The sequence below is a fragment of the Gymnodinialimonas phycosphaerae genome, assembly GCF_019195455.1.
Taxonomy (GTDB): Bacteria; Pseudomonadota; Alphaproteobacteria; order Rhodobacterales; family Rhodobacteraceae; genus Gymnodinialimonas; species Gymnodinialimonas phycosphaerae.
In genome coordinates this window covers 1-22,621 of record NZ_JAIMBW010000001.1, presented here as the reverse complement: position 1 = coordinate 22,621, position 22,621 = coordinate 1, and the positions used below count along the sequence as shown (strand labels likewise).

General features: G+C 63.2%; 25 protein-coding genes and 2 pseudogenes. 15 read left to right on the top strand and 12 right to left on the bottom strand.

Translation table 11 applies throughout. The annotated features are described in order from the left end of the window. From KUL25_RS00135 to KUL25_RS00115, 5 genes are all read right to left on the bottom strand, one after another. Positions 1–489: a c-type cytochrome gene (locus KUL25_RS00135; protein ID WP_427854379.1), complete on the bottom strand. Its 489-nt coding sequence runs from the start codon at positions 487–489 to the stop codon at positions 1–3. Next, positions 489–1,883, bottom strand: coding sequence for a multicopper oxidase family protein (locus tag KUL25_RS00130; protein WP_257891057.1), 1,395 nt, complete (start codon positions 1,881–1,883; stop codon positions 489–491). The genes KUL25_RS00135 and KUL25_RS00130 overlap by 1 nt, the downstream gene beginning before the upstream one ends. 44 nt (positions 1,884–1,927) lie before the next feature. After that, positions 1,928–2,866, bottom strand: coding sequence for a c-type cytochrome (locus KUL25_RS00125; protein ID WP_257891056.1), 939 nt, complete (start codon positions 2,864–2,866; stop codon positions 1,928–1,930). A gap of 2 nt (positions 2,867–2,868) precedes the next feature. Then, complete coding sequence (locus KUL25_RS00120) at positions 2,869–3,468, bottom strand: c-type cytochrome (RefSeq protein ID WP_257891055.1); 600 nt, start codon at positions 3,466–3,468, stop codon at positions 2,869–2,871. Positions 3,469–3,859: 391 nt separating this feature from the next. Beyond that, the gene (locus tag KUL25_RS00115; RefSeq protein ID WP_257891054.1) at positions 3,860–4,315 is read right to left on the bottom strand and encodes a c-type cytochrome; all 456 of its coding nucleotides are present in this window, start codon (positions 4,313–4,315) and stop codon (positions 3,860–3,862) included. Between the two features lie 166 nt (positions 4,316–4,481). Between KUL25_RS00115 and KUL25_RS00110 the strand changes: the two genes are divergently transcribed. Both KUL25_RS00110 and KUL25_RS00105 read left to right on the top strand, forming a co-directional pair. Next, the gene (locus tag KUL25_RS00110) at positions 4,482–5,246 is read left to right on the top strand and encodes a DsbA family protein (RefSeq protein WP_257891053.1); all 765 of its coding nucleotides are present in this window, start codon (positions 4,482–4,484) and stop codon (positions 5,244–5,246) included. Beyond that, positions 5,240–7,378, top strand: a complete 2,139-nt coding sequence (locus KUL25_RS00105; RefSeq protein WP_257891052.1) for a protein-disulfide reductase DsbD family protein — start codon at positions 5,240–5,242, stop codon at positions 7,376–7,378. Before KUL25_RS00110 ends, KUL25_RS00105 begins: the two co-directional genes overlap by 7 nt. A gap of 21 nt (positions 7,379–7,399) precedes the next feature. On the opposite strand, the gene KUL25_RS00100 is transcribed toward KUL25_RS00105, so the two are convergent. Genes KUL25_RS00100 through KUL25_RS00090 form a run of 3 tightly spaced genes read right to left on the bottom strand, consistent with a single transcriptional unit; the run spans position 7,400 to position 9,862 of the window. Beyond that, complete coding sequence (locus KUL25_RS00100) at positions 7,400–7,624, bottom strand: SHOCT domain-containing protein (RefSeq protein WP_257891051.1); 225 nt, start codon at positions 7,622–7,624, stop codon at positions 7,400–7,402. A gap of 4 nt (positions 7,625–7,628) precedes the next feature. Further along, complete coding sequence (locus KUL25_RS00095) at positions 7,629–9,140, bottom strand: ATP-binding protein (RefSeq protein ID WP_257891050.1); 1,512 nt, start codon at positions 9,138–9,140, stop codon at positions 7,629–7,631. Then, on the bottom strand, positions 9,137–9,862 hold the full coding sequence (locus KUL25_RS00090) for a response regulator (RefSeq protein ID WP_427854378.1): 726 nt from the start codon (positions 9,860–9,862) through the stop codon (positions 9,137–9,139). The genes KUL25_RS00095 and KUL25_RS00090 overlap by 4 nt, the downstream gene beginning before the upstream one ends. Before the next feature lie 167 nt (positions 9,863–10,029). On the opposite strand from KUL25_RS00090, the gene KUL25_RS00085 reads away from it, so the two are divergent. Continuing rightward, positions 10,030–10,224, top strand: a complete 195-nt coding sequence (locus KUL25_RS00085) for a hypothetical protein (protein WP_257894922.1) — start codon at positions 10,030–10,032, stop codon at positions 10,222–10,224. Here the strand turns inward: KUL25_RS00085 and KUL25_RS00080 are convergent. Next, positions 10,191–10,517, bottom strand: a pseudogene (locus tag KUL25_RS00080) (IS5 family transposase); the annotation flags it as partial. The gene KUL25_RS00085 and the pseudogene KUL25_RS00080 sit on opposite strands and share 34 nt — an antisense overlap. A gap of 99 nt (positions 10,518–10,616) precedes the next feature. Here KUL25_RS00080 and KUL25_RS00075 point away from each other — a divergent pair. Continuing rightward, positions 10,617–10,931 (top strand): annotated as a pseudogene (locus KUL25_RS00075) (transposase); the annotation flags it as partial. 22 nt (positions 10,932–10,953) lie between these two features. Here the strand turns inward: KUL25_RS00075 and KUL25_RS00070 are convergent. Next, a complete protein-coding gene (locus KUL25_RS00070; protein ID WP_197919133.1) occupies positions 10,954–11,382 on the bottom strand; it encodes a MerR family transcriptional regulator in 429 nt (142 codons plus the stop codon). A 207-nt stretch (positions 11,383–11,589) separates the two neighbouring features. Between KUL25_RS00070 and KUL25_RS00065 the strand changes: the two genes are divergently transcribed. The 10 genes from KUL25_RS00065 to lnt are packed head-to-tail and all read left to right on the top strand — an operon-like array spanning position 11,590 to position 19,042. Beyond that, complete coding sequence (locus KUL25_RS00065) at positions 11,590–12,156, top strand: SCO family protein (protein ID WP_257894798.1); 567 nt, start codon at positions 11,590–11,592, stop codon at positions 12,154–12,156. A 5-nt stretch (positions 12,157–12,161) separates the two neighbouring features. Further along, positions 12,162–12,584 carry a disulfide bond formation protein B gene (locus tag KUL25_RS00060; protein ID WP_257891048.1) on the top strand — a complete coding sequence of 141 codons (423 nt, stop codon included), beginning with the start codon at positions 12,162–12,164 and terminating at the stop codon, positions 12,582–12,584. Then, positions 12,581–13,240, top strand: coding sequence for a DsbA family protein (locus KUL25_RS00055; RefSeq protein ID WP_257891047.1), 660 nt, complete (start codon positions 12,581–12,583; stop codon positions 13,238–13,240). The genes KUL25_RS00060 and KUL25_RS00055 overlap by 4 nt, the downstream gene beginning before the upstream one ends. A gap of 23 nt (positions 13,241–13,263) precedes the next feature. Next, the gene (locus tag KUL25_RS00050; protein ID WP_008889344.1) at positions 13,264–13,731 is read left to right on the top strand and encodes a copper chaperone PCu(A)C; all 468 of its coding nucleotides are present in this window, start codon (positions 13,264–13,266) and stop codon (positions 13,729–13,731) included. Further along, on the top strand, positions 13,731–14,357 hold the full coding sequence (locus tag KUL25_RS00045; protein WP_257891046.1) for an SCO family protein: 627 nt from the start codon (positions 13,731–13,733) through the stop codon (positions 14,355–14,357). Before KUL25_RS00050 ends, KUL25_RS00045 begins: the two co-directional genes overlap by 1 nt. Beyond that, positions 14,354–15,727, top strand: coding sequence for a M23 family metallopeptidase (locus KUL25_RS00040; RefSeq protein WP_257891045.1), 1,374 nt, complete (start codon positions 14,354–14,356; stop codon positions 15,725–15,727). The genes KUL25_RS00045 and KUL25_RS00040 overlap by 4 nt, the downstream gene beginning before the upstream one ends. A 3-nt stretch (positions 15,728–15,730) precedes the next feature. Beyond that, positions 15,731–16,186, top strand: a complete 456-nt coding sequence (locus KUL25_RS00035) for a DUF411 domain-containing protein (protein ID WP_257891044.1) — start codon at positions 15,731–15,733, stop codon at positions 16,184–16,186. A 12-nt stretch (positions 16,187–16,198) separates the two neighbouring features. Beyond that, complete coding sequence (locus KUL25_RS00030) at positions 16,199–16,981, top strand: ZIP family metal transporter (RefSeq protein ID WP_257891043.1); 783 nt, start codon at positions 16,199–16,201, stop codon at positions 16,979–16,981. Between the two features lie 28 nt (positions 16,982–17,009). Continuing rightward, positions 17,010–17,468: a signal peptidase II gene (gene lspA / locus KUL25_RS00025; RefSeq protein ID WP_257891042.1), complete on the top strand. Its 459-nt coding sequence runs from the start codon at positions 17,010–17,012 to the stop codon at positions 17,466–17,468. Next, positions 17,435–19,042 (top strand): apolipoprotein N-acyltransferase, encoded by a 1,608-nt coding sequence (gene lnt / locus KUL25_RS00020; protein ID WP_257891041.1) that lies wholly within the window; start codon positions 17,435–17,437, stop codon positions 19,040–19,042. Before lspA ends, lnt begins: the two co-directional genes overlap by 34 nt. Here lnt and KUL25_RS00015 read toward each other — a convergent pair. Together KUL25_RS00015 and KUL25_RS00010 are read right to left on the bottom strand one after the other, a co-directional pair. After that, positions 19,023–19,535: a L,D-transpeptidase family protein gene (locus tag KUL25_RS00015; RefSeq protein ID WP_257891040.1), complete on the bottom strand. Its 513-nt coding sequence runs from the start codon at positions 19,533–19,535 to the stop codon at positions 19,023–19,025. The two genes, lnt and KUL25_RS00015, sit on opposite strands and share 20 nt — an antisense overlap. Positions 19,536–19,597: 62 nt before the next feature. Further along, on the bottom strand, positions 19,598–21,946 hold the full coding sequence (locus KUL25_RS00010) for a heavy metal translocating P-type ATPase (protein ID WP_257891039.1): 2,349 nt from the start codon (positions 21,944–21,946) through the stop codon (positions 19,598–19,600). 162 nt (positions 21,947–22,108) lie between these two features. Between KUL25_RS00010 and KUL25_RS00005 the strand changes: the two genes are divergently transcribed. Beyond that, positions 22,109–22,393, top strand: a complete 285-nt coding sequence (locus KUL25_RS00005) for a hypothetical protein (RefSeq protein WP_257891038.1) — start codon at positions 22,109–22,111, stop codon at positions 22,391–22,393. Positions 22,394–22,621 lie beyond the last annotated feature (228 nt).

Here is a 22,621-nt window from a genome sequence, read left to right as displayed (position 1 = left end):
TCAACTCCCTTCGTTGGCGAAGCTCGCCTCCGTACGGGCAGCCTGCGCGGCACGCGCGCGCTCCGGCCACGTCGATCGGATGTAGGCGAGAATGGTCCAGATTTCCTGATCGCTCAGCTGCCCGGAGAAGCCGGGCATGCCGCTGTCGAACTCGATGCCCTGCGTGGCCAGCGTCTCACGGCCGCCAAGCTTCGTGTATTGGAACAGGACACTGTCGGGGTGGTGCCATGTATGCCCGGTCTCGTCGTGAGGGGGCGCCGGCAACCGGCCGTCGGGCCCCGGGCTTTGCCAGTCAGGCTGCCCTTCCAGGTTTGCGCCATGACAGGACGCGCAGTACTCGCCGTAGAGCACCTCACCTTGTGCCAGGTCGAGACCTTCTGGAATGACCATTGCAGCCTCAGACTCCGAGCCCCCGCCCGTCCACCAGAAAGCAACCAGCGCGACGGAGACGATGGCGGCAGCAGCTACCGCGACGACACTCCTCCGCATCAGGTCACCCTGACCCAAGTCGTCATCCCTGACGCGGCATGGGAAAGCATGTGGCAGTGAAACAGCCAGTCGCCGGGATTATGCGCCGAAAACGCGATCTCGCGCGTCTCGCCCCCGAATGTCAGGACGGTATCCCGGAGCGGTCCCAGCGTGCCGTCTGCCGCGATCTCGCGGAAGTGCATCCCGTGGAGGTGCATGGCATGCGGAAAGGAGGTGTCATTGACGATTTCAAGACGGACCGGCTCATCGCGTGCCAGAACGGCCAGTGGGTCATCCGTCATACCGATGACGTCATTGAAGGCCCAGAACTGGTTGGCATCTACCAGTTGGCGAAAGGTTCTCCGCTCCCCGTTGAACTGGGCCGACTGCAGGCGGCCCATCGCGCCCCCACCCATGTGAAGGCGCACATGCCGGGCTTGTGAGAGATCCGGAGGAGCCATGTTGGCGTTTGGGGCCAACGCCTGCGGAGCATCCCTGCGCGCGCCGGACGATGCCCCGACCACCGGGAAGGCCGACTGAACGAACCCCTCGCCATTGTCGACACGAACCAGATAGGCCGTCTCACCTTGCTCCGCCACGACGTCCACAAGGAGGTCGGCCCGCTGCCCCGGCCCGAGCAAAACCGTATCGGACACGGGCTGCGGCGCCTCCAGCGGCATGCCGTCGAGCGCCATCACCCAGCCTTCGAGGCCGGCCAGCGCCAGTTCGAAGATCCTGGCATTTGCCGCGTTCACGAGGCGAAGCCGCAGCCGCTCATGGCGGCGCACATCGAGGCTGTGCCCGTATTGTCCGTTCGTCGCGATGAAGTTCCCGACCCGGCCCCCGTGACTGCGATCATGGCGCGAGGTGAAGTCGGGATCGATCTGGGCAGTGTCAGGGTTCAGGAGCCAGTCGTCGAGGATCAGGACCTCGTCGCGATACACGTCGGGCCCCTCCGGCTCTTCGACCACGAGCGCTCCGTAAAGACCGCGCGCGACCTGTTCAACGGAGCGATTGTGGGCGTGGTACCAGTAGGTGCCGGCATCGGGCGCGACGAAATCAATGTCGAAGGACGCGCCTGGGGCGACGGCCTCCTGCGTCAGGCCCGCGACACCGTCCATCGCATTGTCGATCCGGACGCCGTGCCAGTGGAGCGACGTGGCCTGAGGCAGTTCATTGACCAGCCGGCGCGTGACACGACCGCCCTGCCGAACCCGGATCACCGGTCCCGGCATGGAGCCGTCAAAGCCCCAGATGGCGGTCTGCGGATAGTCCGGCGGCGCCAGTTGCAGGCTGGCTTCGCGGGCCGTCAGCGGCACGGCCGAGTTGCTCTGCGCGAACAGATTGGACGGTGCGGTCGAGGCGAACCCCGCGGCCGCACCGATCTTCAGGATATCGCGTCTTGAGTAGATCATGTCATCTTCCTCGGGGGCGCACGCCAGGATCGGATCGCGCCATCTCAGTCGGCCTCGCCTTCCGTCGTATTCACACCTGCCATCTCGATCCCGGCGACATCGCTGTCGAGCAGGTATGTAGCCATCGCTTCGAGATCCGCGGGTGTCAGGAAGCTCGTCCCGTACATGACGACCTCTCCCATCGAGCCTCCGAAAGCGTCGCCGGAGGGCGTGATGCCCGTTCTGAGAGCGTAGGCGAGGTTGGAGACGGTCCAGCCGCCCGCAATCAGGTCGGGGGATCTGATCGACGGAGCGTCGTTGCCGCCGGGAAGCGCATCGTTGCCGGCGAACACGGCGTCGAGCACGCGCGCACCCGCAAGGTTCCGCTCCGTATGGCAGGCGCCGCAATGCGTCGCGCCCCGAACCAGTTCCCGCCCGCGGTTCCACATCTCACTCTGCCCATCGACCGGCTCCGTCTCAGGATCATCGAGATAGGCCGCCCGCCAGAGCTTCAGACCCCAGCGCTGATCGAAAGGGAACACCACGTCATGCGAGGGCGCATTTTCGGCCACCGGAGGAACAGTCTGGAATGCGGCCCAGAGGTCGGCAATTTCCTGGTCGGAAAAGTCAGCGTAGAACGGATAGGTGAATGTCGGATAGTAGGGCGCGCCATCCGGCCCGATGCCTTGCCGCACCGCGCGCGCAAAGTCCTCGACAGTCCACGCTCCGATGCCAAAGTCGGGGTCAGTGGTAATATTCGGCGGATAGAACGTGCCGAAATCAGTTGGAAGCGGCGCGCCGCCGGCAAGCGGCGCGCCTCCGTCCTCGAAGTTGGTGTGACAGGCAATGCAGCCGCTGGCGCGGGCCAGATAGGCCCCGCGCTCGATATCTCCGACCAGCTCGATCGGTTCCGGCTCTACCCCAACCGGCCATGCGGCCAGCGCAGCGACGGTGGCGACACCAAGCACCGCAGTCGCTGCGCCGAATTTCAGGACCGGTCGCATCGTCACTCGTCCTCGGCGCGAAACCGGGTGTGGCAGGCCGAACAGACCTGGCTCGCCATCGCGAAGGCCGCATCGGCGGGCATGGCGCCGATATCAGCGGCCGTCATGCCACTCATCATGCCGCCGCCCATCATGCCGCTGCCACTGCCCATCATGGCGCTGCCGTTTCCACCCATCATGCTGCCGCCGCCCATCATGGTGCCGGTAGACATCCCACCTTGCTCATGAGCGAGGCCGTTGTCTGCGGCTAGGGCGAGACCGCGTGCGGCCACCTGCATCTGCTCAGCGAGGGCGGCGAACCTGTCCCACTCCTCCCAGATCAGATCGCGGGCCTCGGAGGGATCGCCGTTGCTGCCTTCGGGGAACAGGTCCGTCATTGCGCTGCCGGAATGCGCCCCGATGGTTTCCGCCGCGCGCCTCAAGGCGTCTGGATCGTATTCGCGTTCGCCGCGCATCATGGGGGCGACGGCCTGCACCGCATCGCCCATAGCCTTCATGCCTTCCATGCGCTCCAGGACGACGCCGGTGGCGCCCGTGTGCGCCAGCGCCGCCGCACCGGCGATGACACTGGCAAGAGCAATGCTCGTCAGTCTGATGTTCATGGGGTTTCTCCTCGTCTCGGGGGTCGAAATTCTTGAAAGACTCACGACCCATTTCGGGGAGGCGGTAGATCAAAAGGTATCGTCAAGCTTTGGCCATCGCTTCTAGTCAAAGCAAAGCGATGGACGAATTCCGCAACTTGGATTTCGAACCGGGGACTATTCAGAAACACGGATACGGTCTTGCAATCGAGCCCCGGATGACAATGCCGGTCCACCGCTGCGTTTTCATCCTCGGCATGGCCTCGATGAGCGTCCGCATGGTCGTGCAAGTGTACTTGCTCGAACACTCCGCCCATTGCGGCAGCGGTATCGGGCAAAGACGAGAGGGCCATCGACAGCATGACGCAGACGACGAGAATGGCTCTGGCCAAGGTGCGATGCCCGGTTCGCATCAATTGATCCCGTTCGCACGCTGCAGTTCACGGACATACGCGGTGATGGCCATGACATCGGCGCGCGTGACGCCTTCAACCGGCGGCATGTTCCCGAAATTCCAATGATGCGCCCTCACGCCGTTCTGGGCAGCCAGAAGAAACGCGGCATCTGCGTGGTGGCTGGGTTCATAGATACGGTGAACGAGCGCCGGCCCGATCCCCTGACGTCCGGCCGCGTTCTCGCCATGACACTGGGCGCACAGACCCTCGAACCCGCGTTGCCCGATCTGCGCCTGTCCCGAGAGTGTTTCAGGCACCTGCACCTCGACCATGGGCGAGCCTTGTGCGACAGCCACTGCGTCCGAGGCAGCCGTTGGATTTTGCTCGTTGCCGCCCGGCGCGAATAGCCACCAGCCAACTCCGACGAAAGCCGCAATGAATGCGATCGCGACCGTGACAGTCTTTGAATTCATTCTGCTCTCACATCTTGTCGTGTGCTCGGTTTGGCGCCCATGAATTTCTTACCCGCTTCGCGCTATCCATCAACCTGACAAGGCGGTGATTTTTGTATCGGTATGTATCCTTGACCTACCGGCGGTGATGGACTGCAAATGGTTTCGACGGTTCGGGAACGTTTTGATGGCCGACAGGCGCACACTTCTCTTGATGCTTGTTGCAGGCGGCGCCGTGATCGGCGGATTTCGCGTGCTGCCTTCCCTGTTCGAAGGTTTGCCCGAGTTTGAACCCCTCGATGACCCGCCGGGATTTCGACGGGTCGCGGGCGGATCCGTCTCTTCGGGCCTCAATCCGTTTGCGGGTCTGAGCGTTGGCGGATCAGAGGAAACACCGGCGCGAGTGAGCCCTGACAGCCTCCGCGCAGATCTGTGTTCGCATCTCTTCGGGACTGCGGCGAGATCCGAAGGCGTGGTCCCGATTGCGTCTTTCGCCGACTACTACTGTCCATATTGCAGGGTGCAGACCAAGCGTCTGTCAGAACTGGGATCCGAACTTGGCTCAGAGGTCGCCATCGAGTGGCATGAGCTGCCGCTTCTTGGCGAAACCTCGATCCTTGCAGCGCGCGCTGCGCTCGCCGCAAAGCGCCAGGACACCTACATAGCGTTCCATGAGAGCCTTCTGACAAGCCCGTTCCGCGCGAACGCGGAATACCTGTCCCTGCTGTCCGAGCGGATTGGCGTAGACCACGATCGACTGATCGCAGACATGGAGAGCGAAAGCGTCTCTCGCGAACTTGAAATCAGTGCCGCGCTCTCGCGCCTGTTCGCTTTCGTGGGGACGCCTGCAATGGTGGTCGGCCGTACCGTGATCCAGGGAGAGATCTCGGATCGAACCTTGCGCCGGATCATCAGCATGGAGCGAGAGGAAGGCTGGTCCTCGGTATGCTGACCCGTTTCAGGGCAGACTGTCTCCGCATTCTGGCGGGCGCCATGCTCGCGGCCATCTTCCTTTCCGCCGCCTCGTCCCAAGTCGGCGCCGCCAGTTCTGATCCCGTCACGACACCGGCAGTGACCGCGCGGCTGCTGACCGTCGAGAACGGGATTGCGCCAGGGGCCGGCACGCTTTCGGCCGGGTTGGCGCTGGATCTCGCCGAGGGCTGGAAGACCTACTGGCGCACGCCCGGGGAGGTTGGCTTTCCACCGGAGATCGACTGGTCGGGATCGCAGAATATTGCGTCGATCGATTTCCAGTGGCCGGCGCCGGACCGCTTCACCGCATTCGGCATCGAGAACTTCGGCTATCACGACGAGGTTGTCTTTCCGATCCGCATAACGCTGGAGGAACCGGGCGCGCCGGTTCGGCTTTCTGCGGACGTGACGCTGCTCACGTGCTCGGACATCTGCGTTCCACAGGAGTTCACCTTGTCCCTCGATGTGCCGACCGGAATCGGTATTGACGAGGCGAGCGCGGCACGCATCACGGCGTTTGCCGATCGGGTTCCTGTCGATGCATCGGCGACAGGTATCACCGACATCTCCGCTTATGTGGATCCGGCCATGAGCGCGGTGGTGGTCTCGATGCGCGCCGAAGCGCCCTTCACCGCACCGGACATCTTTGCCGAGCTTGGGCCGTTTGCCTCTCTCGGCCGCCCGGACATCCGCCTTGGCGAAGATGGATATCTCCTCTGGGCCCGCGTTCCGATCCTCTCTGCGCCGGACAGCCCTTTGCAGGACATCTCGGTGACGGTGACTGACGCGGGCGGGTTCGCCGTAAGCGCAGCCCCCCGATCCCTTTCGGAACCGCCTGAACCGCCATTCGCTGTCGCGACCTCAGGCGTCAATCTTGCGGCGCTGGTCTGGATCGCTGCCACCGCGTTCATTGGAGGCCTCGTTCTCAACGCGATGCCTTGTGTCCTTCCAGTTCTGTCGATCAAGCTCGCTTCCGCCATGCGGCTGGGTGGCGACGACAGGATTGCGGTCCGACAGGGGTTTCTCGCTTCGGCCGCGGGCGCGATGGCATTCATGTGGGGCCTCGCTGCCGTTCTTTTCGTGCTGCGGGAGATCGGCGTCACGGTGGGATGGGGCCTTCAATTCCAGAACCCGCTCTTCCTCTCCCTGATGTTGCTGGTTGTTGGGGTATTCGCAGCCAATCTCGCAGGCGCGTTCGAGATTGTGCTGCCGTCTCGCCTGCAGACGCGGCTGGCGAATGCAGGCTCAGAGCAAGGCCTGTCCGGGGATTTTGCCGCGGGGGCTTTCGCAGCCATCCTCGCGACCCCGTGTTCGGCCCCCTTCCTCGGAACGGCCGTCGCCTTCGCGCTGGCAGGTCGCGGCATCGACATCGCGGTCGTCTTCACGTTCCTCGGCCTTGGACTGGCAGCCCCGTACCTGGTCATCGCCGCGCGGCCCGGATTGGTCCGGCGCCTCCCGAAACCAGGGAGGTGGATGAGCCTGCTACGCGCGGTTCTCGGTCTCCTGCTCGGCGGGACCGCTCTTTGGCTGGTGTGGGTCATGATTGGCGTTGCAGGACCGATCGCGACCCTCGCGTCCGTTTCACTGACCGCCGTCATCGTCGGGGTTCTATCTATACGCGGTCTGAGCGGTACGGTGCGGAGTGCAACCGCAGCCGCTCTCGCCTTCGTGATGCTGTTGGCCACCGGAACCCTTTCCGATCACCTTTCGTCGCCAGGAATGATTGCATCCGAGTCGGGCGGAATTGCCTGGCTCCCGTTTGAACGGGCCGAAATCGCCCGACGCATCTCCACGGGGGAAGTCGTCTTCGTCGACGTGACGGCGGACTGGTGCCTGACATGCAAGGCCAACAAGGCGCTTGTGCTGGACCGAGACCCGGTCGCGGCTTTGTTGGTCTCTCCCGGGGTCGTAGCGATGCAGGCCGACTGGACCCGCCCGGACGAGGCGATTTCCCGCTATCTCGAGGGCTTCGGCCGCTTCGGTATCCCGTTCAACGTCGTCTATGGGCGGGGTGCGCCGGAGGGTATCGTTCTGCCGGAACTGCTGACAGCCGACGCAGTCATGGACGCCCTGGATCGGGCCGGAACCCGCGAGTTCAGCCGAACCGAGTGACCGGCCCGACGGGGTGATGCTTCAGCGTTCCAGCGCCTTCTTCCGGCGTTCGAATTCCTCTTCGTCGATCTCGCCCGCGGCGAAGCGCTCGCGCAGGATATCGACTGCATCGCGCCCTCCACGAGAGCCACCGGCCTGGTTGTCGGTGAACCATTTCACGGCAAGAACGATCAAGACGATGACGACGCCCCAGAAAAGAAGCATCATCAGGCCGCCCACCATGCCGTAGCCGCCGCCCCACATCATGTGATCATACCTCCCCTGCCAATCCGCCGGAGGATCGGCGGCCACTGCCGTCGGAAGCATGGCGAACGTCGCCATTATCGCTATCGATCTCAGCATTCTTCCACTCCTCTTTCGCCGATGACGTCTTGTGAGATCGCCTGCCCGCGAGCGGGACGACCATGGTCGCCACGAGTCCGCCGTCCCTGCGGTTCGCGAGATGGATCTCGCCGCCATGCGCACGGACGATGGATCGGGCAATGGAAAGCCCCAGACCATGCCCGCCGGTCTCAAGCGAACGCGAGCCTTCGAGCCGGAAGAACGGATCGAAGACCTGCTCGAGCTTGTCGGACGGGATGCCCGGGCCCCTGTCGCGTATCTCGATAAAGAGGGTATCGTCCTCGGACCGCCAGGCGATCTCGGCGCTCCCCCCGTAGCGGAGCGCGTTCTCCGCGACGTTTCGCACAGCGCGGCGAAACGAGACCGGGCGCAGACGCGCATGAACGTCGGGGCCACCCTGGATCTTCGGCGGGTCCAGCATGTCGGATGCCAGGTCGTGAAGAAACGTACCGACATCGACCTCTCGCGGCTCTTCAGTTCCGGTCAGGTCCTCGGCGAAGCTCAACGTCGCCTCCGCCATGGTCTGCATTTCCTCGATCGACTCGATCAGGCTTTCTCGGGTCTCGTCGTCGTCCACCATCTCGGCACGCACCCTGAGCGCTGTAAGCGGGGAGCGCAGATCATGGCCCACGGCGGCAAGAACACGCGTCCTGTCGGCCACGTATCTGGTCAGGCGTTCCTGCATCAGATTGAACGCCCGCGTCAGGTCCTCGACCTCTGCGGGACCCACGAGAGGCAACGGTACCGCGTCTTCACCTCGCCCGAGCCGCTCGGCCGCACCGGCCAGCTTGCGCAATGGCCCGGTAAGGCGCGTGACCAGAAACCAGCACACCGTGACGAGGATGAGCGCCGCCGTCAGCGCGAAGGTGAACGTGGAAAACAGGGGCCATTGCAGCGGCGGCCGCTCGAACCGGGTCCCGACGTTCAGCCACTGCCCTCCGGCGAGCGCAATGGACAGCGTCATTTCCAGCGCCGCCATTTCGCCCCGCATCATCGAGCGGTGCATTTCCGCCATCTCCGGCGAGAGGTTGGGCAGCGGCAGGACCGGCGTCTCGATATCATCGAGTTGGACACGGATATCGCGGCTGTAGCTGTCGCCAAGAAGGGCCCGCACGCGGGCTTCCACGGGCGCCGCATGGTGGTGGTCCGGCTCGGTCACGCTCGGTGCGTCGGATAATTCGAAACGGACGAGCGGCGAGTTCGCGGCACGCAGGATCGACGCCTGAAGGTCGGGCGGCGCTTCTTCCAAGAGACGGGCGACGTTGGCGGCCCTGCCGGCGGCCTCGAAGCCAAGCGCCGCGCGGATCGCCAGGCTGCGCTCGTCCACGAAGAGCCACAGGCTGATGGCCTGCGCAACGACGAGTGCGGCGACGATCAGAATGACCAGTTGTGCGCGCAGGCTTCGGAACGGCCGTCTCATTCGACGACCTCGACATCCGTTGCGAGGCAGTAGCCGCCGTTTCGGACCGTCGTGATGATCCTCGGCCGCAGGGGGTCGGGCTCGATCTTGCGCCGGAGCCTGCTGATCTGGTTGTCGATGGTCCGGTCCATGGGGCCGGCGGCCCGGCCCGAGGTCAGGTCGAGCAGCTGATCCCGGCTCAGGACCTTCCGGGGGCGCTCCAGGAGGACCGTCAGCAGGCGAAAGTCCGCGGTCGTCAGCAGCAGACGTTCCCCGCCTGGCGTCTCGATCGCATGTCCATCCGTGTCGAGGGTCATGCCGGCGAAGCGCACGCGTTTTCCTGCGAGTTCCCCGGCGTGGTTCTCGGCGGATGAACTCCTGCGCAACACGGCCTTGATGCGCGCCAGCAGCTCACGGGGGTTGAAGGGCTTCGGCAGGTAGTCGTCCGCACCGAGTTCCAGGCCTACAATCCGGTCCGTCTCCTTGCCGAGCGCGGTCAACATGATGATTGGGAGACTCGATTGCCTCGCAAGCCTTCGGCAGATGGAAAGACCGTCCTCGCCCGGCATCATCACATCCAGCACCAGCAGATCGTAATGGCCAGAGGCCAATTGGGCGTCCATTTCGACCGCGTCCTTGGCCGCGGTTGCGCGCATGCCGTTTTTTTCCAGGAACCGGGTGACCGACTCCCGGATCTGCCTGTGGTCATCCACGACCAGGATATGAGGGCTGCTGGACATCATTTTCTTGTTTAACGAACGGGCTTTCCACGGTCAGAGGCTGTTTTGTCTCCATTTGTATCAGATCGGCTGCCTGCGACACGCGGATACAAATCCCTGAATGACGCCCGTTCCGATTTGCGCTGTGACTACCGACATGAGGCGTGCAAGGCAAAACGGAGGATATTCGAATGACGTTGCGTGGAAAGATGGCAGCTTCCGCGGTGGCAGTCCTGTTGGCGGCAGGAGCGGCAATGGCGGACAGCGGGCCGCATCATGGGGATGCTCGCGGCGCGGGCATGGGCGGCGAGCACGATATGATGGAGATGATGATGCGCATGCACGGCATGATGGGCGCTGATGGCGCAATGCCGGGCAATGGATGATGGGCGCGAACCACGGTGCTATCGATCATTTGAAGGGCGTGTGGGACCGCGCCGCTCTGGTTCAGGGCGTCCATGATGACCTCCCACAACCCTGCCAGCGTCCAGCGCCGGAATTGACGGTAAACGCTCGACCATTTTCCGAACTCATCAGGCAGGTCGCGCCAAGGAGCACCCGTCCGCGCGATCCAGAAAACACCATCCAAAACAAGGCGATGGTTGGTGGGTTTGCGCCCATTCGGGGCGCGGGCGGCCAGAATGAAGCGTTCAAAAAACGTCCACTCTTCGTCCGACATCAGGTCTCGTGCCAAGCTGGTCTCCGTCGTAGATACCAGCTTGAATCACGCTCGACGCACGATGGGAATCCCTTTTGTCAACACGGCCTAGCACGATAGTTGGATGGATTTAGCAATTGGGCCACTACGAAGTACAAGACCACGAACAGGTCGTCCTATAACGAAGTGTTGAAGCAACGGGGCTCGCTGACGATCTGGTTCGATCCCGCCATGATGTGGGGAGCCGCGCCCACCGGCAAGCGCGGGCGCCAACCAGACGACAGCAACGCCGCCATCCAGACCTGCCTGACGATGAAGGTGCTGTTCGGCATGGCCCTGCGCCATACAACCGGGTTCGTCGAGAGCCTGCTGCGCCTGATCGGCCTGGACTGGGCTGTGCCCGACTTCAGCACGCTGTCGCGGCGCCAGAAGACGGCTCTGTTGCAACAGAGCCCAATCAGGCCCCAATCTCGTCGTGCTCGGTCAGACATTCAGAATGGTCCCGCAATACCTCCAGCACCCGGCAATCCGCTGTCCGCCCGCCGCTGCACTCGTGGACCATGCGTTTCAGTTCCGTGCGCAGCGCCTTCAGGCGGGCCATGCGCTGCTCCACCTGTTTGAGCTGGCGACGCGCGATGGCATCTGCCTCGTCGCAGGGGCGGTTGGGATGGTCGCTGAGGTCGAGCAGCTCGCGGATCGCATCGAGCGAGAAGCCGAGTTGCCGCGAGTGGCGGATGAAGGACAGTCGGTCGAGCTGTGCATTGTCGTAGCGCCTCTGTCCGCCTTCGGTCCTGCCAGGTTCGGGCATTAGCCCGATCTGCTCGTAGTACCGGATGGTCTGCACCTTCGTGCCGGTCTTCTTTGACAGAGTACCGATCGTGAGCATTCTCGCCTCCATGAAAAAGATACAGTTGGTGTAGGTTTTGCCGTCGGAATAAACAAGTGTCGGATTCACAAACGCGTGAGTTCAAGCGATACCATGATTTCGTGCTTGAACCTCTAGCGGCTAGAGGATGTACCCGCACACGCAATAAGAATCAAAAACAGGCGAACAGGATTGTCCCTTACATCGGCACAGAAGTTTCTTTGGGTTTTGGCAGGCGTGGCAGCGCTTGCCTTCGTATGGCTTTTGCTCTGGTCCGACTATCGTGCCGACCGCGCCCGAACCGACGCCGAACCGCCTTTTTTCGCTCAATTCGAACTAACGGACCACCAGGGTATGGTTCGAACCGAGGAGGACTTTGCGGGGCGCTGGATGCTGGTGTTTTTCGGCTTCACCAACTGTCCCGACGTCTGCCCGACGACCCTGTCAGAGGTCGCGGCGGTGATGGACGGTCTGGGCGACGATGCCGCCAAGGTCCAGCCGATTTTCATAACAATCGACCCCGAACGGGACACGCCCGCCGCACTCGCCGAATACGTCCCGCTGTTCGATGCGGGCATCATCGGGCTGACGGGCACGCCGGAACAGATCGCCGCCACGTCCGAGACGTTTCCAATCTTCTTTGAGCGCGTCGAAGAGGCCGCAGCGCCGGATGGTTACACGATGGGCCACACGTCGCATCTGTTCCTCTTCGATCCCGACGCGGGCTTCGCCGACTCGTGGCCCTACGGCACCTCCGCCGAAGAGATCCTCGCCGATCTGGAAGAGAGGATCTGACCGAAATGAACCGCATATCCGGAGAAACAGCCCTCGGGCTAGCGTGGATCATCGCACTCGTCGCCTCGCTTGCCGTGCTTTTCATCGGCGAGGTGCTGGGGCAGACGCCCTGTTTGCTGTGCTGGTTCCAGCGCGCCTTCATGTTTCCCTTGGCCATTGTCCTCGGGCTGGGCCTTTGGTGGCGGGACGGCCGTGTGGGGCGCTACGGCATCGCATTGGCGCTTGGCGGCGGCGCAATCGCCCTGTGGCACATGGGGCTGTACGTCGATCTTGTTCCCGAACGCGTCCAGCCCTGCACGGCCACCGGCCCCTCTTGCACCGATGACAACCAACTGGTCTTCGGCATCCCTATCCCGCTGATGGCGCTCGCCGCCTTCGCGCTGATCGGGGCGCTGTCGGCCCTTTCATTAAAGGACACACGAACATGAATCGACGCGGCCTGATCCTGTCCGTTCTTGCCCTCGGCGCCGCCGGTTTCGGCGGAGCCACCTGGTTTGCAAACCGCCCCGGCCCAGTGGCCGAAGCGGAGCCCGTTGCTCCGGAACTTGCGGAGGCGATGATCCGCCCCTACTCGCCCATCCTCGGGCCTGCGGATGCGCCCGTCACGATCGTCGAATTCTTCGATCCGGCCTGCGAGGCCTGTCGCGCCTTTCATCCCATCGTGAAGGACATCATGGCCGAGCATGGGGAAGCTGTCCGCGTCGTGATCCGCTACACGCCCTTCCACGGCGCGGCATCCGAGGAAGCCATACGCGTGCTCGAGGCGGCGCGCATGCAGGACGTTTACGTGCCGGTGCTCGAGGCCGTTCTGCGGGAACAGCCGAGATGGGCGTCACACGGTGCCCCGGCGCCCGGCCTGATCCTACAGGTCGCCGCCACGGCCGGACTCGATGCCGAGGCCGCACGCACGCAAATGCTGGCACCGGGTGTAGTGGCGATCCTGAATCAGGATCGTGCCGATGTAGAGACCGTGGGAATTCGCCAGACGCCCACATTCTTCGTGAACGGCAAGCCGCTCGATCCGTTCGGGGAGGCAGAACTGCGGCGATTGGTGGCTGCCGAAGTCGCTTCCGCGCAAAAATGAATGGAAAGGGCAGGATCAAAACGATGAAAAAGTATATTTTAACCAGCACACTGGCGGCGCTTTTGACCCTTGGAGGGCTCTCGGTGCCCGCGCTGGCCGGACCCGAGGATGTCGTCGTCGAGAACGCGTGGTCCCGCGCCTCCATCGGGATGAACCGTCCCGGGGCGGCCTACATGACGATCCGCAACGCTGGCGACGAGCCGGTAACGCTGATCGGCCTTAAGACACCGCTCGCGATGATGCCCGAGATCCACGAGACGAAGACCAATGCCGAAGGTGTGAGTTCGATGAGCCCGGCGGGCGAGATCACAATCGCCCCGGGCGAGAGCGTCGCGCTCGAGCCGGGGGGCCTGCACGCAATGCTGATGCGGCTGCAAGAACCGATGACGGAAGGGGAAACCTTTCCGCTGACCCTGCTCTTCGACGGCGGAGGCGAAGTGACGGTCGACGTGCCGATCCTCGGCATCGCCGCGAGGGGGCCGCAGGACTGATGCGGCGACGGGCGATCCTGGGGTATGGTGCGGCTGGTGTCGGGGCGGTCGCCCTGATGCTCTTCGTCGGTTGGTGGCGGGTCGACGGACCCGGTGCACCCGCACCTGTCGGGCAGCTGCCTGTGGCCCTGACCGAGATGGACTTCCGTCTGACGGATCATGAGGGCAACGCGGTCGGGCCGGAAACCCTCATCGGGCGACCGACGATGGCGTTCTTCGGCTTCACCTACTGTCCCGATGTCTGCCCGACCACACTCTCTGACATTTCGGGATGGCTCGACGATCTGGGAGACGAGGCCGACGAGATGAACGTGGTTTTCATCACGGTCGATCCCGAGCGCGACACTGTCGAAACGATGGCCGAATATGTCGGCTACTTCCATCCTGCGATCCGTGGCTGGACGGGGCCGGAGGAGCAGATAGCGCGCGTCGCGGACGGCTTCCGCGCCACCTACGAAAGGGTGCCGACGGAGAGCGGCGATTACACGATGAACCACACCGCGAGCGTCTTCCTGTTCGCAGCCTCCGGGCGGTTCGTCACCATGATCGACTATCACGAAGCCAGAGAATTCGCGGTGCCGAAGATCCATCGCGCGCTGGCAGAAGAAATGGAGGGGGCGACATGAGGCTCAGAACTCTGGCGGCTTGTGTTGCAATTGCGGGGACGGTTTCGGGTGCGGCTATCGCCATCTCCGATCTTTTGTCGAAAGAACCCGTGCCGCCGGAACTTGCCCAGGCAGGTAGCTGGATGCCCCAACGTCTTGAAGCCCCCCTGAACGTTGACATTCCCGTGACGCTGCCCGCGACGGCATGGGCAGAAGATGCATCCGACCTCGGCCCGCTGCCCCTTCTGCAGGTCGCTGTTGCCGACGTGCCGGTACGGGCGATCGAGCCACCGCTGTCGACGTGGTCGCGCGACATTGCACCCGGCGAGACGCTCGATTTCTTGCTGTCCGAAGCCGGTCTTGCGGCACCTGACAGAGCGGAAGTTGCCCTCGCGCTCGGTGCCGAATACGATCTGCGACGGCTGCGGCCGGGGCACTCGGTCACTGTTGCTTCGACCATGGACGGCAGCCCCCGCACCGTCGCACTTGCCGTCGAGGACGGGGTTCGGATCGAGGTGGTTTTCGGCGAGCAGTTGTCCACACAGGTCGTGACTCCGGATCCGGAGATCGTAACCCTTGCCGGCGAAGCGGTGATCGACAGCTCGATCTTCGCGGCACTCGAAGAAGCCGGCATACCCGCCCGTTTTTCCGTGGACCTTGCGCAGATGCTGGGTGGGACCGTGGATTTCCGCCGCGAGATGGCCGGTGGCGAGACACTAAGGCTTCTCTGGCGCGAGGCGCGGGTCGGCGAGGACAGGATCGGACAGCCCGAGCTCGCCTTCGCCGCACTGGAGATCGGCGGTTCGCTTTACGAGATCGTATGGCCGGACGACGGCAGCGGTCAGGCGACGATCTACGTCGATGGCGAGGTGCTGCGCGTCTTCGCACAGCCGGTCGAGGGCGCGCGCCTCAGCTCGGTGTTCGGACGCCGCACGCATCCGGTCTTTGGCAACGTCCGGATGCACACCGGCGTTGATTTCGCAGCGGCACGTGGGACACCGGTTCAAGCGACGGCACCGGGGCGGGTCAGTTTCATCGGCTGGCGCGGCGGCTATGGTCGCGTGGTTGAAATCTCGCACGGGTCCGACACCATGACGCGCTACGCGCATCTGAGCGCCGTGCCGGAGGGCCTGGTACAAGGCCAACGCGTGGCGGCGGGAGATGTGATCGGCCGCGTCGGCGCGACCGGCACGGCGACAGGCCCGAACCTGCACTACGAAGTCCTCGTGGATGGGCGCCCGACTGACCCCCTCACTGACGACCGGCTCGCCGAAGCAGCCGAGAGCGAAGCGGATGATACCGCCGCGCTCTCGCGTCTGGCCGAGGCGCGGGCGCTTCTGAATGAAAACCTCGGCAGCGAGATTGCCGAAACGACAACCGAAAGGCTCTGACCCATGAAACGCATGACCCAAGCTCTTGCCATCACGCTCGCCCTTTTCCCGGCGGCCCAGGCCCTCGCAGAGGCAACGGCGATCGACGTCCGCAAGACGAACGGATGCGGCTGCTGCCTCTCGTGGATGAACCATCTCGAAGAAAACGGTTTTGCGCCGACCGGCCAGGACATGTTCGGTGGATCGCTGGTTCGCTTCAAGCTCGACAACGGCGTGCCGCAGCGCATGGTCTCCTGCCACACCGCGCTAATCGAGGGCTACGTGATCGAAGGCCATGTCCCGGCCGCTGACATCCGCCGCCTTCTCGATGAGCGCCCGGACGCAGTCGGTCTCGCCGTGCCTGGGATGCCCTATGGCTCGCCCGGCATGGGGCCAGAAGACGACCGCGAGGCCTATGATGTCTTCCTCATCCGCAAGGACGGGTCGACGGAAGTCTTTTCGAGCTACGCCGAAGGATAATCTGGCCCGCCCATGGAAAATCTGTCTCCGATAATGCTCGGCTTTCTCGGAAGTCTCGCCGCCGGTTCGCTCACGGCAGTCGGAGCAGCTCCCGTGCTGTTCGGGCGCATCCCGTCCCGGGCCACGCGCGACCTGTCGCTCGGCTTCGCTGCCGGTGTCATGCTGTCAGCCTCGTTTTTTTCGCTGATCATCCCCGCATTGGATGCGGCCGAGCCGATGTTCGAAAACGGCGCGATGCCTGCGGCCATCGTATGCGTCTCGATCCTTCTGGGCATGGGGACTGTCGCCCTGATGAACGAAAAGCTGCCGCACGAGCATTTCAAGACGGGACGCGAAGGGCCCGAAGCGGCGTCATTGCGGCGGGTCTGGCTGTTCATCATCGCGATCACGATCCACAACTTTCCCGAGGGTCTCGCGGTCGGGGTCGGGTTCGGTTCCGGTGGCATGGAAGGTGGCCTCCCACTCGCCATCGGCATCGGCTTGCAGAACGCGCCCGAAGGATTGGCCGTCGCGGTGTCGCTGCTGGGCGAGGGATATCCGAAGCTGCGCGCCTGGGGCATTGCGGCGCTGACTGGCATGGTCGAGCCGATTGGCGGTCTGCTCGGGGCCGGCATCATCACACTGTCGGAACCGCTGCTTCCATGGGGTCTGGCCTTTGCCGCGGGCGCAATGCTCTACGTCATTAGCCACGAAATCATCCCCGAAACCCATCGCAGCGGCCATCAGAACAGGGCGACGCTCGGTCTCGCAGTCGGGCTCGTTCTGATGCTGTTCCTTGATGTCTGGTTGGGATGAGGCAATGTCACTAAACAAGGTATCTCCGATGATCGGCGTCTTCGCAGCACTTGCTGCGTTCGCGATCGATCAGATCACCAAAGCCATTGTCGTTGCGAATGCCGTCACTTTAAGCGCCGGGATTCCCGTGTTTCCGGGATTCAACCTCGTCTTTTATCGTAATGACGGCGTGACTTTCGGGATGTTGGGCGGCGCGCCGTGGTGGAGCCTCATCGCTCTCGCTCTTGCCATCTGTGTCTGGCTTGCTGTCATGCTGTTTCGCGTCGAAAATGCGGCCGAAACACTTGCCTACGGCGCGATCATTGGCGGAGCGCTGGGCAATGTCATCGATCGTGTGCGCTATCGGGCTGTAACAGACTTTCTCGATTTCTACATTGGCACAACACATTGGCCTGCCTTTAACATGGCCGATGTATTTGTCGTCGGTGGCGTAGGGCTCTTGCTCGCCGCGCCATGGATCAGCGCGCGGCGTCCGATCAAGTCGTGAAGACGGAAATTCTGAACCGCATCGCTCTGCGCCCCTGTTTGCTTTCGCGGATGACGCTTGGTTTCGCCGCCGGGGCGCTGACGGTTCTGACTTTCCCGCCTCTTTCGATTCTCCTGCTCGTTCCCGTTGCCTATTCCGCGCTGTTTGTCGGGCTTCGCGATCTCTCCTTCGGGCGCGCTTTCCTCGTCGGCTGGGCGTTTGGTCTCGGCCAGTTCGGTTTCGGGATTTCGTGGATTGCAGAGAGTTTCTACGTCGAGGCCGAGCGGTTCGGGGCGATGGCGATCCCGGCCGTCGCGGGATTGTCCGCAGGTCTCGCGATTTTCCCGGCCATTGCCACCGCGCTTTTCGCCGAAATCGCGCGGCGTGGAGCCATGGGCAGTCTCTTGGCCTGCCTCCTGTTCGCGACCTCCTGGACCGCTGCCGAGTGGTTGCGAGGTCACGTTTTGACAGGATTTCCGTGGAACCTCGCCAGCTACGCTCTGGTCGATTACGCCGCTCCTCGCCAACCCGCCGCCTGGGTCGGAAGCTATGGCCTAAGCTTTCTCACCGTGTTCGTCGCGGCACTTCCCGGCGCGGCTGTCATGGCGTCCGGGCGGCAACGATTGACCGTTTCGCTCATGGCGCTGGCGGGCATCGCGACGATGTGGGCTGTCGGCACGCTTCGCCTCCAGTCGGATGCACAACAGCCACCCGGTGTCGACCTGCGCATCGTCCAGGGCAACATTCCACAAGAGGAGAAATGGGCGCCCGAGAACCGCGAGGCGACCTTCGCGCGCTATCTTGAGCTTTCAACCCAGCCCGGCGATTTCGACGTTCTTCTTTGGCCGGAAACCGCCTTTCCGGGTTTCCTCGATGAGGATACGGAGGCACGGGATCGCATTGCCGCTGCGCTACCAGACGGCAGGGTGCTGCTCACCGGTGTGCCGGACCGTGTACCGAGCGAAGATGGCACCCGATATTTCAACACGGTCCAGGCTTTTGGCGCGACCGGCAGAATCCTGACCGGATACGCGAAACACCATCTCGTACCCTTCGGCGAATATGTGCCATTCCGCGGCTGGTCGCCCATCGAGCGGCTCACGGCGGGGCTCGGCGACTTTACGCCCGGACCAGGCCCTCGAACGCTTGCGCTTCCGGGTTTGCCGCTGGTCGCCCTGGCGATCTGCTATGAGATCATCTTCCCAGGCCATGTGGTCGACGACCTGTTCCGACCTGACTGGATTTTCAACGCGACGAACGACGCCTGGTTCGGCACCAGCATCGGACCGGAGCAGCATCTGGCTTCCGCACGGATGCGCGCCGTAGAGGAAGGCCTTCCTGTCATCCGAGCCGCGAATACGGGCATCTCCGCGGTCATCGACGCGAACGGAGAGATCGTTGCGCGGCTTGATACCGGCGAAACGGGCATCATCGACGCTAGGATGCCCTCCGCGCGACCGCCGACCCTCTACGCGAGCTTCGGGGACTGGATGCTGTTGGCGCTCATCTTGGCTTCGTGGAGCTGGGCAATGGCGGCCAATGCGACGGCTCGCTACCGCCACATGAGAAAGACCGTCATGCAAAGATGTGGATAGGTGTTCCGTCCTTCACCATTGCATAGATGTCCTCGATCTGCCGATCTGTGACCGCGATGCACCCAGCTGTCCAGTCGCGGACGGCCGTTGGGTCGATGCCCGGGCGTGGACCACCATGAATGAAGATGTCGCCGCCGGGGGAAAGGCCCTGCGCTTCGGCAAAGGCGATGTCGGCCTCATTCGGATAAGAGATGCCAACCGAAAGATGATAAGTGCTTTCAGGGTTGCGCTTATCGACTACGTAGTCGCCCTCCGGGGTCCGACCGTCTCCCTCGAATTGCTTGTGATCTTCGGGCGCGAAACCCAGCCCGACCGGATAGGTTTGCAATACCCGGTCGACTCCGTCGAGAACAAGCAAGCGCTGCCCCTTGTAAAGCCGAACACGGGTCACCTCGGGTCCGCCATAGCTGCGGAACTTGCTGGCACAGCCGGACAAAAACGCTGCGAACCCGCCCAACAGGACGGCGCGGCGGGGAAATCGGATGGTTTTCACTGCTCATGCCTCTTTGGTGAGGTCTGATATGGATATTACGGTACCTTGCAAATGCTGCGTGATCAATGTGCATGGGCAAGCGCGGCCTTTGTCATCTGTGGACCAACCTGTTCACCGCCGGACGGAGGCGCCTTGGCCTCTTGGCTGTTCAGCAGGCGCAGGGCGTTGGCCACCACCAGCAATGACACTCCTACGTCGGCTGCAATAGCGCCCCACATCGATGCCACTCCAAACGCGGTAGCGACAACGAAAACGCCCTTGGTCGCCAAGGAAATACCGATGTTCTGATGGATAATCGACATTGTCCGGCGCGAATGACCGATCAGCCAAGGCACCTTGCCGAGGTCGTCGGTCATCAGGGCAATATCCGCAGCCTCGATTGCCGCGTCCGAACCAACAGCACCCATCGCGATGGCGTAATGCGCCCGCGCCATGGCGGGGGCGTCGTTCACCCCGTCGCCGATCATGGCCACCATGTCATGCGTTTCGACCAGTTCTTCGATGGCTGTCACTTTGTCTTCGGGCAGAAGCTCGGCGCGGACCTCGTCGATGCCGACCTCGGCTGCAACGGCGCGCGCCGTCCGCTCGTTATCGCCCGTCAGCATGACGATGGTCTTCACGCCTTGCGCGTGGAGCTGTGCCACGATGCCCTTGGCGTCGGGGCGGATACGGTCGCGCAATTCCAGGATGCCGGTCACGCCGGTGTCGTCGCCCACGGCAACAAGGGTGCTGCCAGCCCCTTCGATGCGGTCGCGCAAATCCTTCGGAATGGCGTCGCCGAAACCCTTCTCCTCGGCAAACCGGTCCGACCCTAGCCAGATCGACCGGCCGACAGTGCGTCCTTCAAGTCCCCTACCAGGAACGGTTCGGGTATCTTCTGCGGCGGACACCTTGATGCCGTCGGCTTCTGCCCGCGCGAGAATGGCGCGCGCCAAGGGATGCGAGGAACGTGCCTCGAGCCCCGCGGCGAGGGTCATCAGATCCTGCGCCGATGCTCTACCCAGCGGATGCACCGCCGCCACCTCGGGCTCGCCCATGGTGATCGTGCCGGTCTTGTCCATGGCCAGTGCAGTGGTCTTGCCCGGTGCCTCAACATATGCACCGCCCTTGATCAGCACTCCGGCCCGCGCTGAGGCGGTGAGTGCGGCGACGATGGAGACCGGTGTTGAGATGACCAGAGCACACGGGCAGGCGATCACCAGCAGCACGAGTGCATTGTAGAACCAATAATCCCAGGCCCCACCGAAAATGAGCGGCGGCAGCAGGGCAATTGCAATGGCGAGAGCCATGACGATAGGCGTGTAGATGCGGGCGAACTTCGCCACCCATTGCTCCACCGGCGCGCGGCGGGCATGGGCGTCGCCGACCATGCGGATGATCTTGGCCAAGACGGTGTCCGAGGCGGCCTTCGTGGCGCGCACCGTCAATGTGCCTTCGCCGTTGATCGTGCCAGCATAGACTTCGTCGCCTCGTTCCTTTGGGACCAGCGCACTCTCTCCGGTGATTGGCGCCTGATCGACCGCGCCCGCGCCGTCCGTCACCTCACCATCGAGCGGGATACGGTCGCCACCGCGTACTATGAAGCTTGAGCCTACGGCGACTTGAGCCGCCGGAACGTCGGCCTCGCTTCCGTCTTCGCGGATCATGCGCGCCGTCGGTGGTGCAAGATCCAAGAGCGCCGAGACCGCATTCCTCGCACGCCCGACGCTCCAGCTTTCGAGGTAGAGCGAGAGCGAGAAGAAGAACGCGACCGTCGCCGCCTCGAAGAATTCGCCAAGCCCGATGGCACCGGCCACGGCGACAACCATGAGCAGGTTCATGTCCGGCGACAGCCGCCGAGCGGACGACCATGCCTTGGGTGCCACGAGCCAGACACCGAACAGGATCGCAACCGCGAACAGCCCTGCCTCGACCAGCGGCATCGGCGCTTCGCCGTGCCCCGCGAAAAGGCCGAACGCCCCGCCCATGCCCGTCTCGATGATGTGCCAAAGGAATCCCGCGGCCCAGAAGCCGCCGCTGAGCGCCGTAAACAGCCACTGTCGTGCAAGATGGGCCGCCTGGTCGACCGACGCGTTTTCGGCATCCCAGGGCTTGGCGGTCATGCCGGTGCTTGCCACCAGTTCTGCAACTTCGCCGTCCGATACCTTCATTGCGCTGTCGAGGATGGTCATCCGTCCATTGATCACGTCGAACGCGAGATGCTCCGCCCCGCCGATCTTCGGGCCGACCACCTTGTTCAGGATCGCGACCTCTTCGGCGCAATCGAGGCCTGAAACCTGAAAGCTGCGCCCGGCATACGGCGCGGGCGTTACTGGAGCGACGTTGCCACAGCTTCGACTGCCTCCGCAGCAGCCGTCGCCGGATGCCTGCGGAGCGTCGGTATCATCATGGCGGTGGATATAAGACGGCATGAACGGACCTCGGGATTCGGACAGTTCAGATCGACATAGCACCTACAGCAACTAGAGCTTCAAGTGAAAAATCGGTTGGTCTTCATGTTCTGTTTTTTGGTAGGACTGACAGCGGATTGCCCCGTTTTGGCGAGGCAGAAAGCAAATGCGAAAGGAAACTCAATGCAATCGACCATGCAAAAACGTAACATGATGGTCCTGCCCACGTTAATGCTCGCCGCCGGGTGTGCCATTTCACCGAGCGACAGCAGCGATACCGCAAACGCGATCGGGAACGTGCCCGAAAGCGTGGTGGCGATGGCGGCACCCGATCAAGACGTTTCGACCGCCCGCCTCAGGCCGGGAGACGGCTGTTATTGGTACGAGCACAACGGCCCGGTGGAGGTGACCTTGCTCCCCCTGCGAACAGCGAACGGCAATCCGATCTGCGCCGCGCGCCCAACCTGAGATCGCTCGACCGACCGCAAGAAGCGTCACGGCTTACTGATCGAGCGCGCGCTCATTTATGCAATCAATAAGCTGCCGCATTGGCAGGCCATGAAGGAACAGATCCCAGTCGCAGGAGGCAAGGCCCATCTCGACTGCCTTGCACTCAATACCAATTCCGGCAAGCTTTTCGTGTTTGAGTGCAAACGTGGTCACGGATCATTCGATGGTGACAAAATCAGCGCAATT

Excerpts from the sequence above, each read along its gene's own strand:
- KUL25_RS00135 (WP_427854379.1), bottom strand. The coding sequence starts at position 489 with ATGCGGAGGAGTGTCGTCGCGGTAGCTGCTGCCGCCATCGTCTCCGTC.
- KUL25_RS00130 (WP_257891057.1), bottom strand. The coding sequence starts at position 1,883 with ATGATCTACTCAAGACGCGATATCCTGAAGATCGGTGCGGCCGCGGGG.
- KUL25_RS00125 (WP_257891056.1), bottom strand. The coding sequence starts at position 2,866 with ATGCGACCGGTCCTGAAATTCGGCGCAGCGACTGCGGTGCTTGGTGTC.
- KUL25_RS00120 (WP_257891055.1), bottom strand. The coding sequence starts at position 3,468 with ATGAACATCAGACTGACGAGCATTGCTCTTGCCAGTGTCATCGCCGGT.
- KUL25_RS00115 (WP_257891054.1), bottom strand. The coding sequence starts at position 4,315 with ATGAATTCAAAGACTGTCACGGTCGCGATCGCATTCATTGCGGCTTTC.
- KUL25_RS00110 (WP_257891053.1), top strand. The coding sequence starts at position 4,482 with ATGGCCGACAGGCGCACACTTCTCTTGATGCTTGTTGCAGGCGGCGCC.
- KUL25_RS00105 (WP_257891052.1), top strand. The coding sequence starts at position 5,240 with ATGCTGACCCGTTTCAGGGCAGACTGTCTCCGCATTCTGGCGGGCGCC.
- KUL25_RS00100 (WP_257891051.1), bottom strand. The coding sequence starts at position 7,624 with ATGATGTGGGGCGGCGGCTACGGCATGGTGGGCGGCCTGATGATGCTT.
- KUL25_RS00095 (WP_257891050.1), bottom strand. The coding sequence starts at position 9,140 with ATGAGACGGCCGTTCCGAAGCCTGCGCGCACAACTGGTCATTCTGATC.
- KUL25_RS00090 (WP_427854378.1), bottom strand. The coding sequence starts at position 9,862 with ATGATGTCCAGCAGCCCTCATATCCTGGTCGTGGATGACCACAGGCAG.
- KUL25_RS00085 (WP_257894922.1), top strand. The coding sequence starts at position 10,030 with ATGACGTTGCGTGGAAAGATGGCAGCTTCCGCGGTGGCAGTCCTGTTG.
- KUL25_RS00070 (WP_197919133.1), bottom strand. The coding sequence starts at position 11,382 with ATGCTCACGATCGGTACTCTGTCAAAGAAGACCGGCACGAAGGTGCAG.
- KUL25_RS00060 (WP_257891048.1), top strand. The coding sequence starts at position 12,162 with ATGAACCGCATATCCGGAGAAACAGCCCTCGGGCTAGCGTGGATCATC.
- KUL25_RS00055 (WP_257891047.1), top strand. The coding sequence starts at position 12,581 with ATGAATCGACGCGGCCTGATCCTGTCCGTTCTTGCCCTCGGCGCCGCC.
- KUL25_RS00050 (WP_008889344.1), top strand. The coding sequence starts at position 13,264 with ATGAAAAAGTATATTTTAACCAGCACACTGGCGGCGCTTTTGACCCTT.
- KUL25_RS00045 (WP_257891046.1), top strand. The coding sequence starts at position 13,731 with ATGCGGCGACGGGCGATCCTGGGGTATGGTGCGGCTGGTGTCGGGGCG.
- KUL25_RS00040 (WP_257891045.1), top strand. The coding sequence starts at position 14,354 with ATGAGGCTCAGAACTCTGGCGGCTTGTGTTGCAATTGCGGGGACGGTT.
- KUL25_RS00035 (WP_257891044.1), top strand. The coding sequence starts at position 15,731 with ATGAAACGCATGACCCAAGCTCTTGCCATCACGCTCGCCCTTTTCCCG.
- KUL25_RS00030 (WP_257891043.1), top strand. The coding sequence starts at position 16,199 with ATGGAAAATCTGTCTCCGATAATGCTCGGCTTTCTCGGAAGTCTCGCC.
- lspA (WP_257891042.1), top strand. The coding sequence starts at position 17,010 with ATGATCGGCGTCTTCGCAGCACTTGCTGCGTTCGCGATCGATCAGATC.
- lnt (WP_257891041.1), top strand. The coding sequence starts at position 17,435 with ATGGATCAGCGCGCGGCGTCCGATCAAGTCGTGAAGACGGAAATTCTG.
- KUL25_RS00010 (WP_257891039.1), bottom strand. The coding sequence starts at position 21,946 with ATGCCGTCTTATATCCACCGCCATGATGATACCGACGCTCCGCAGGCA.
- KUL25_RS00005 (WP_257891038.1), top strand. The coding sequence starts at position 22,109 with ATGCAATCGACCATGCAAAAACGTAACATGATGGTCCTGCCCACGTTA.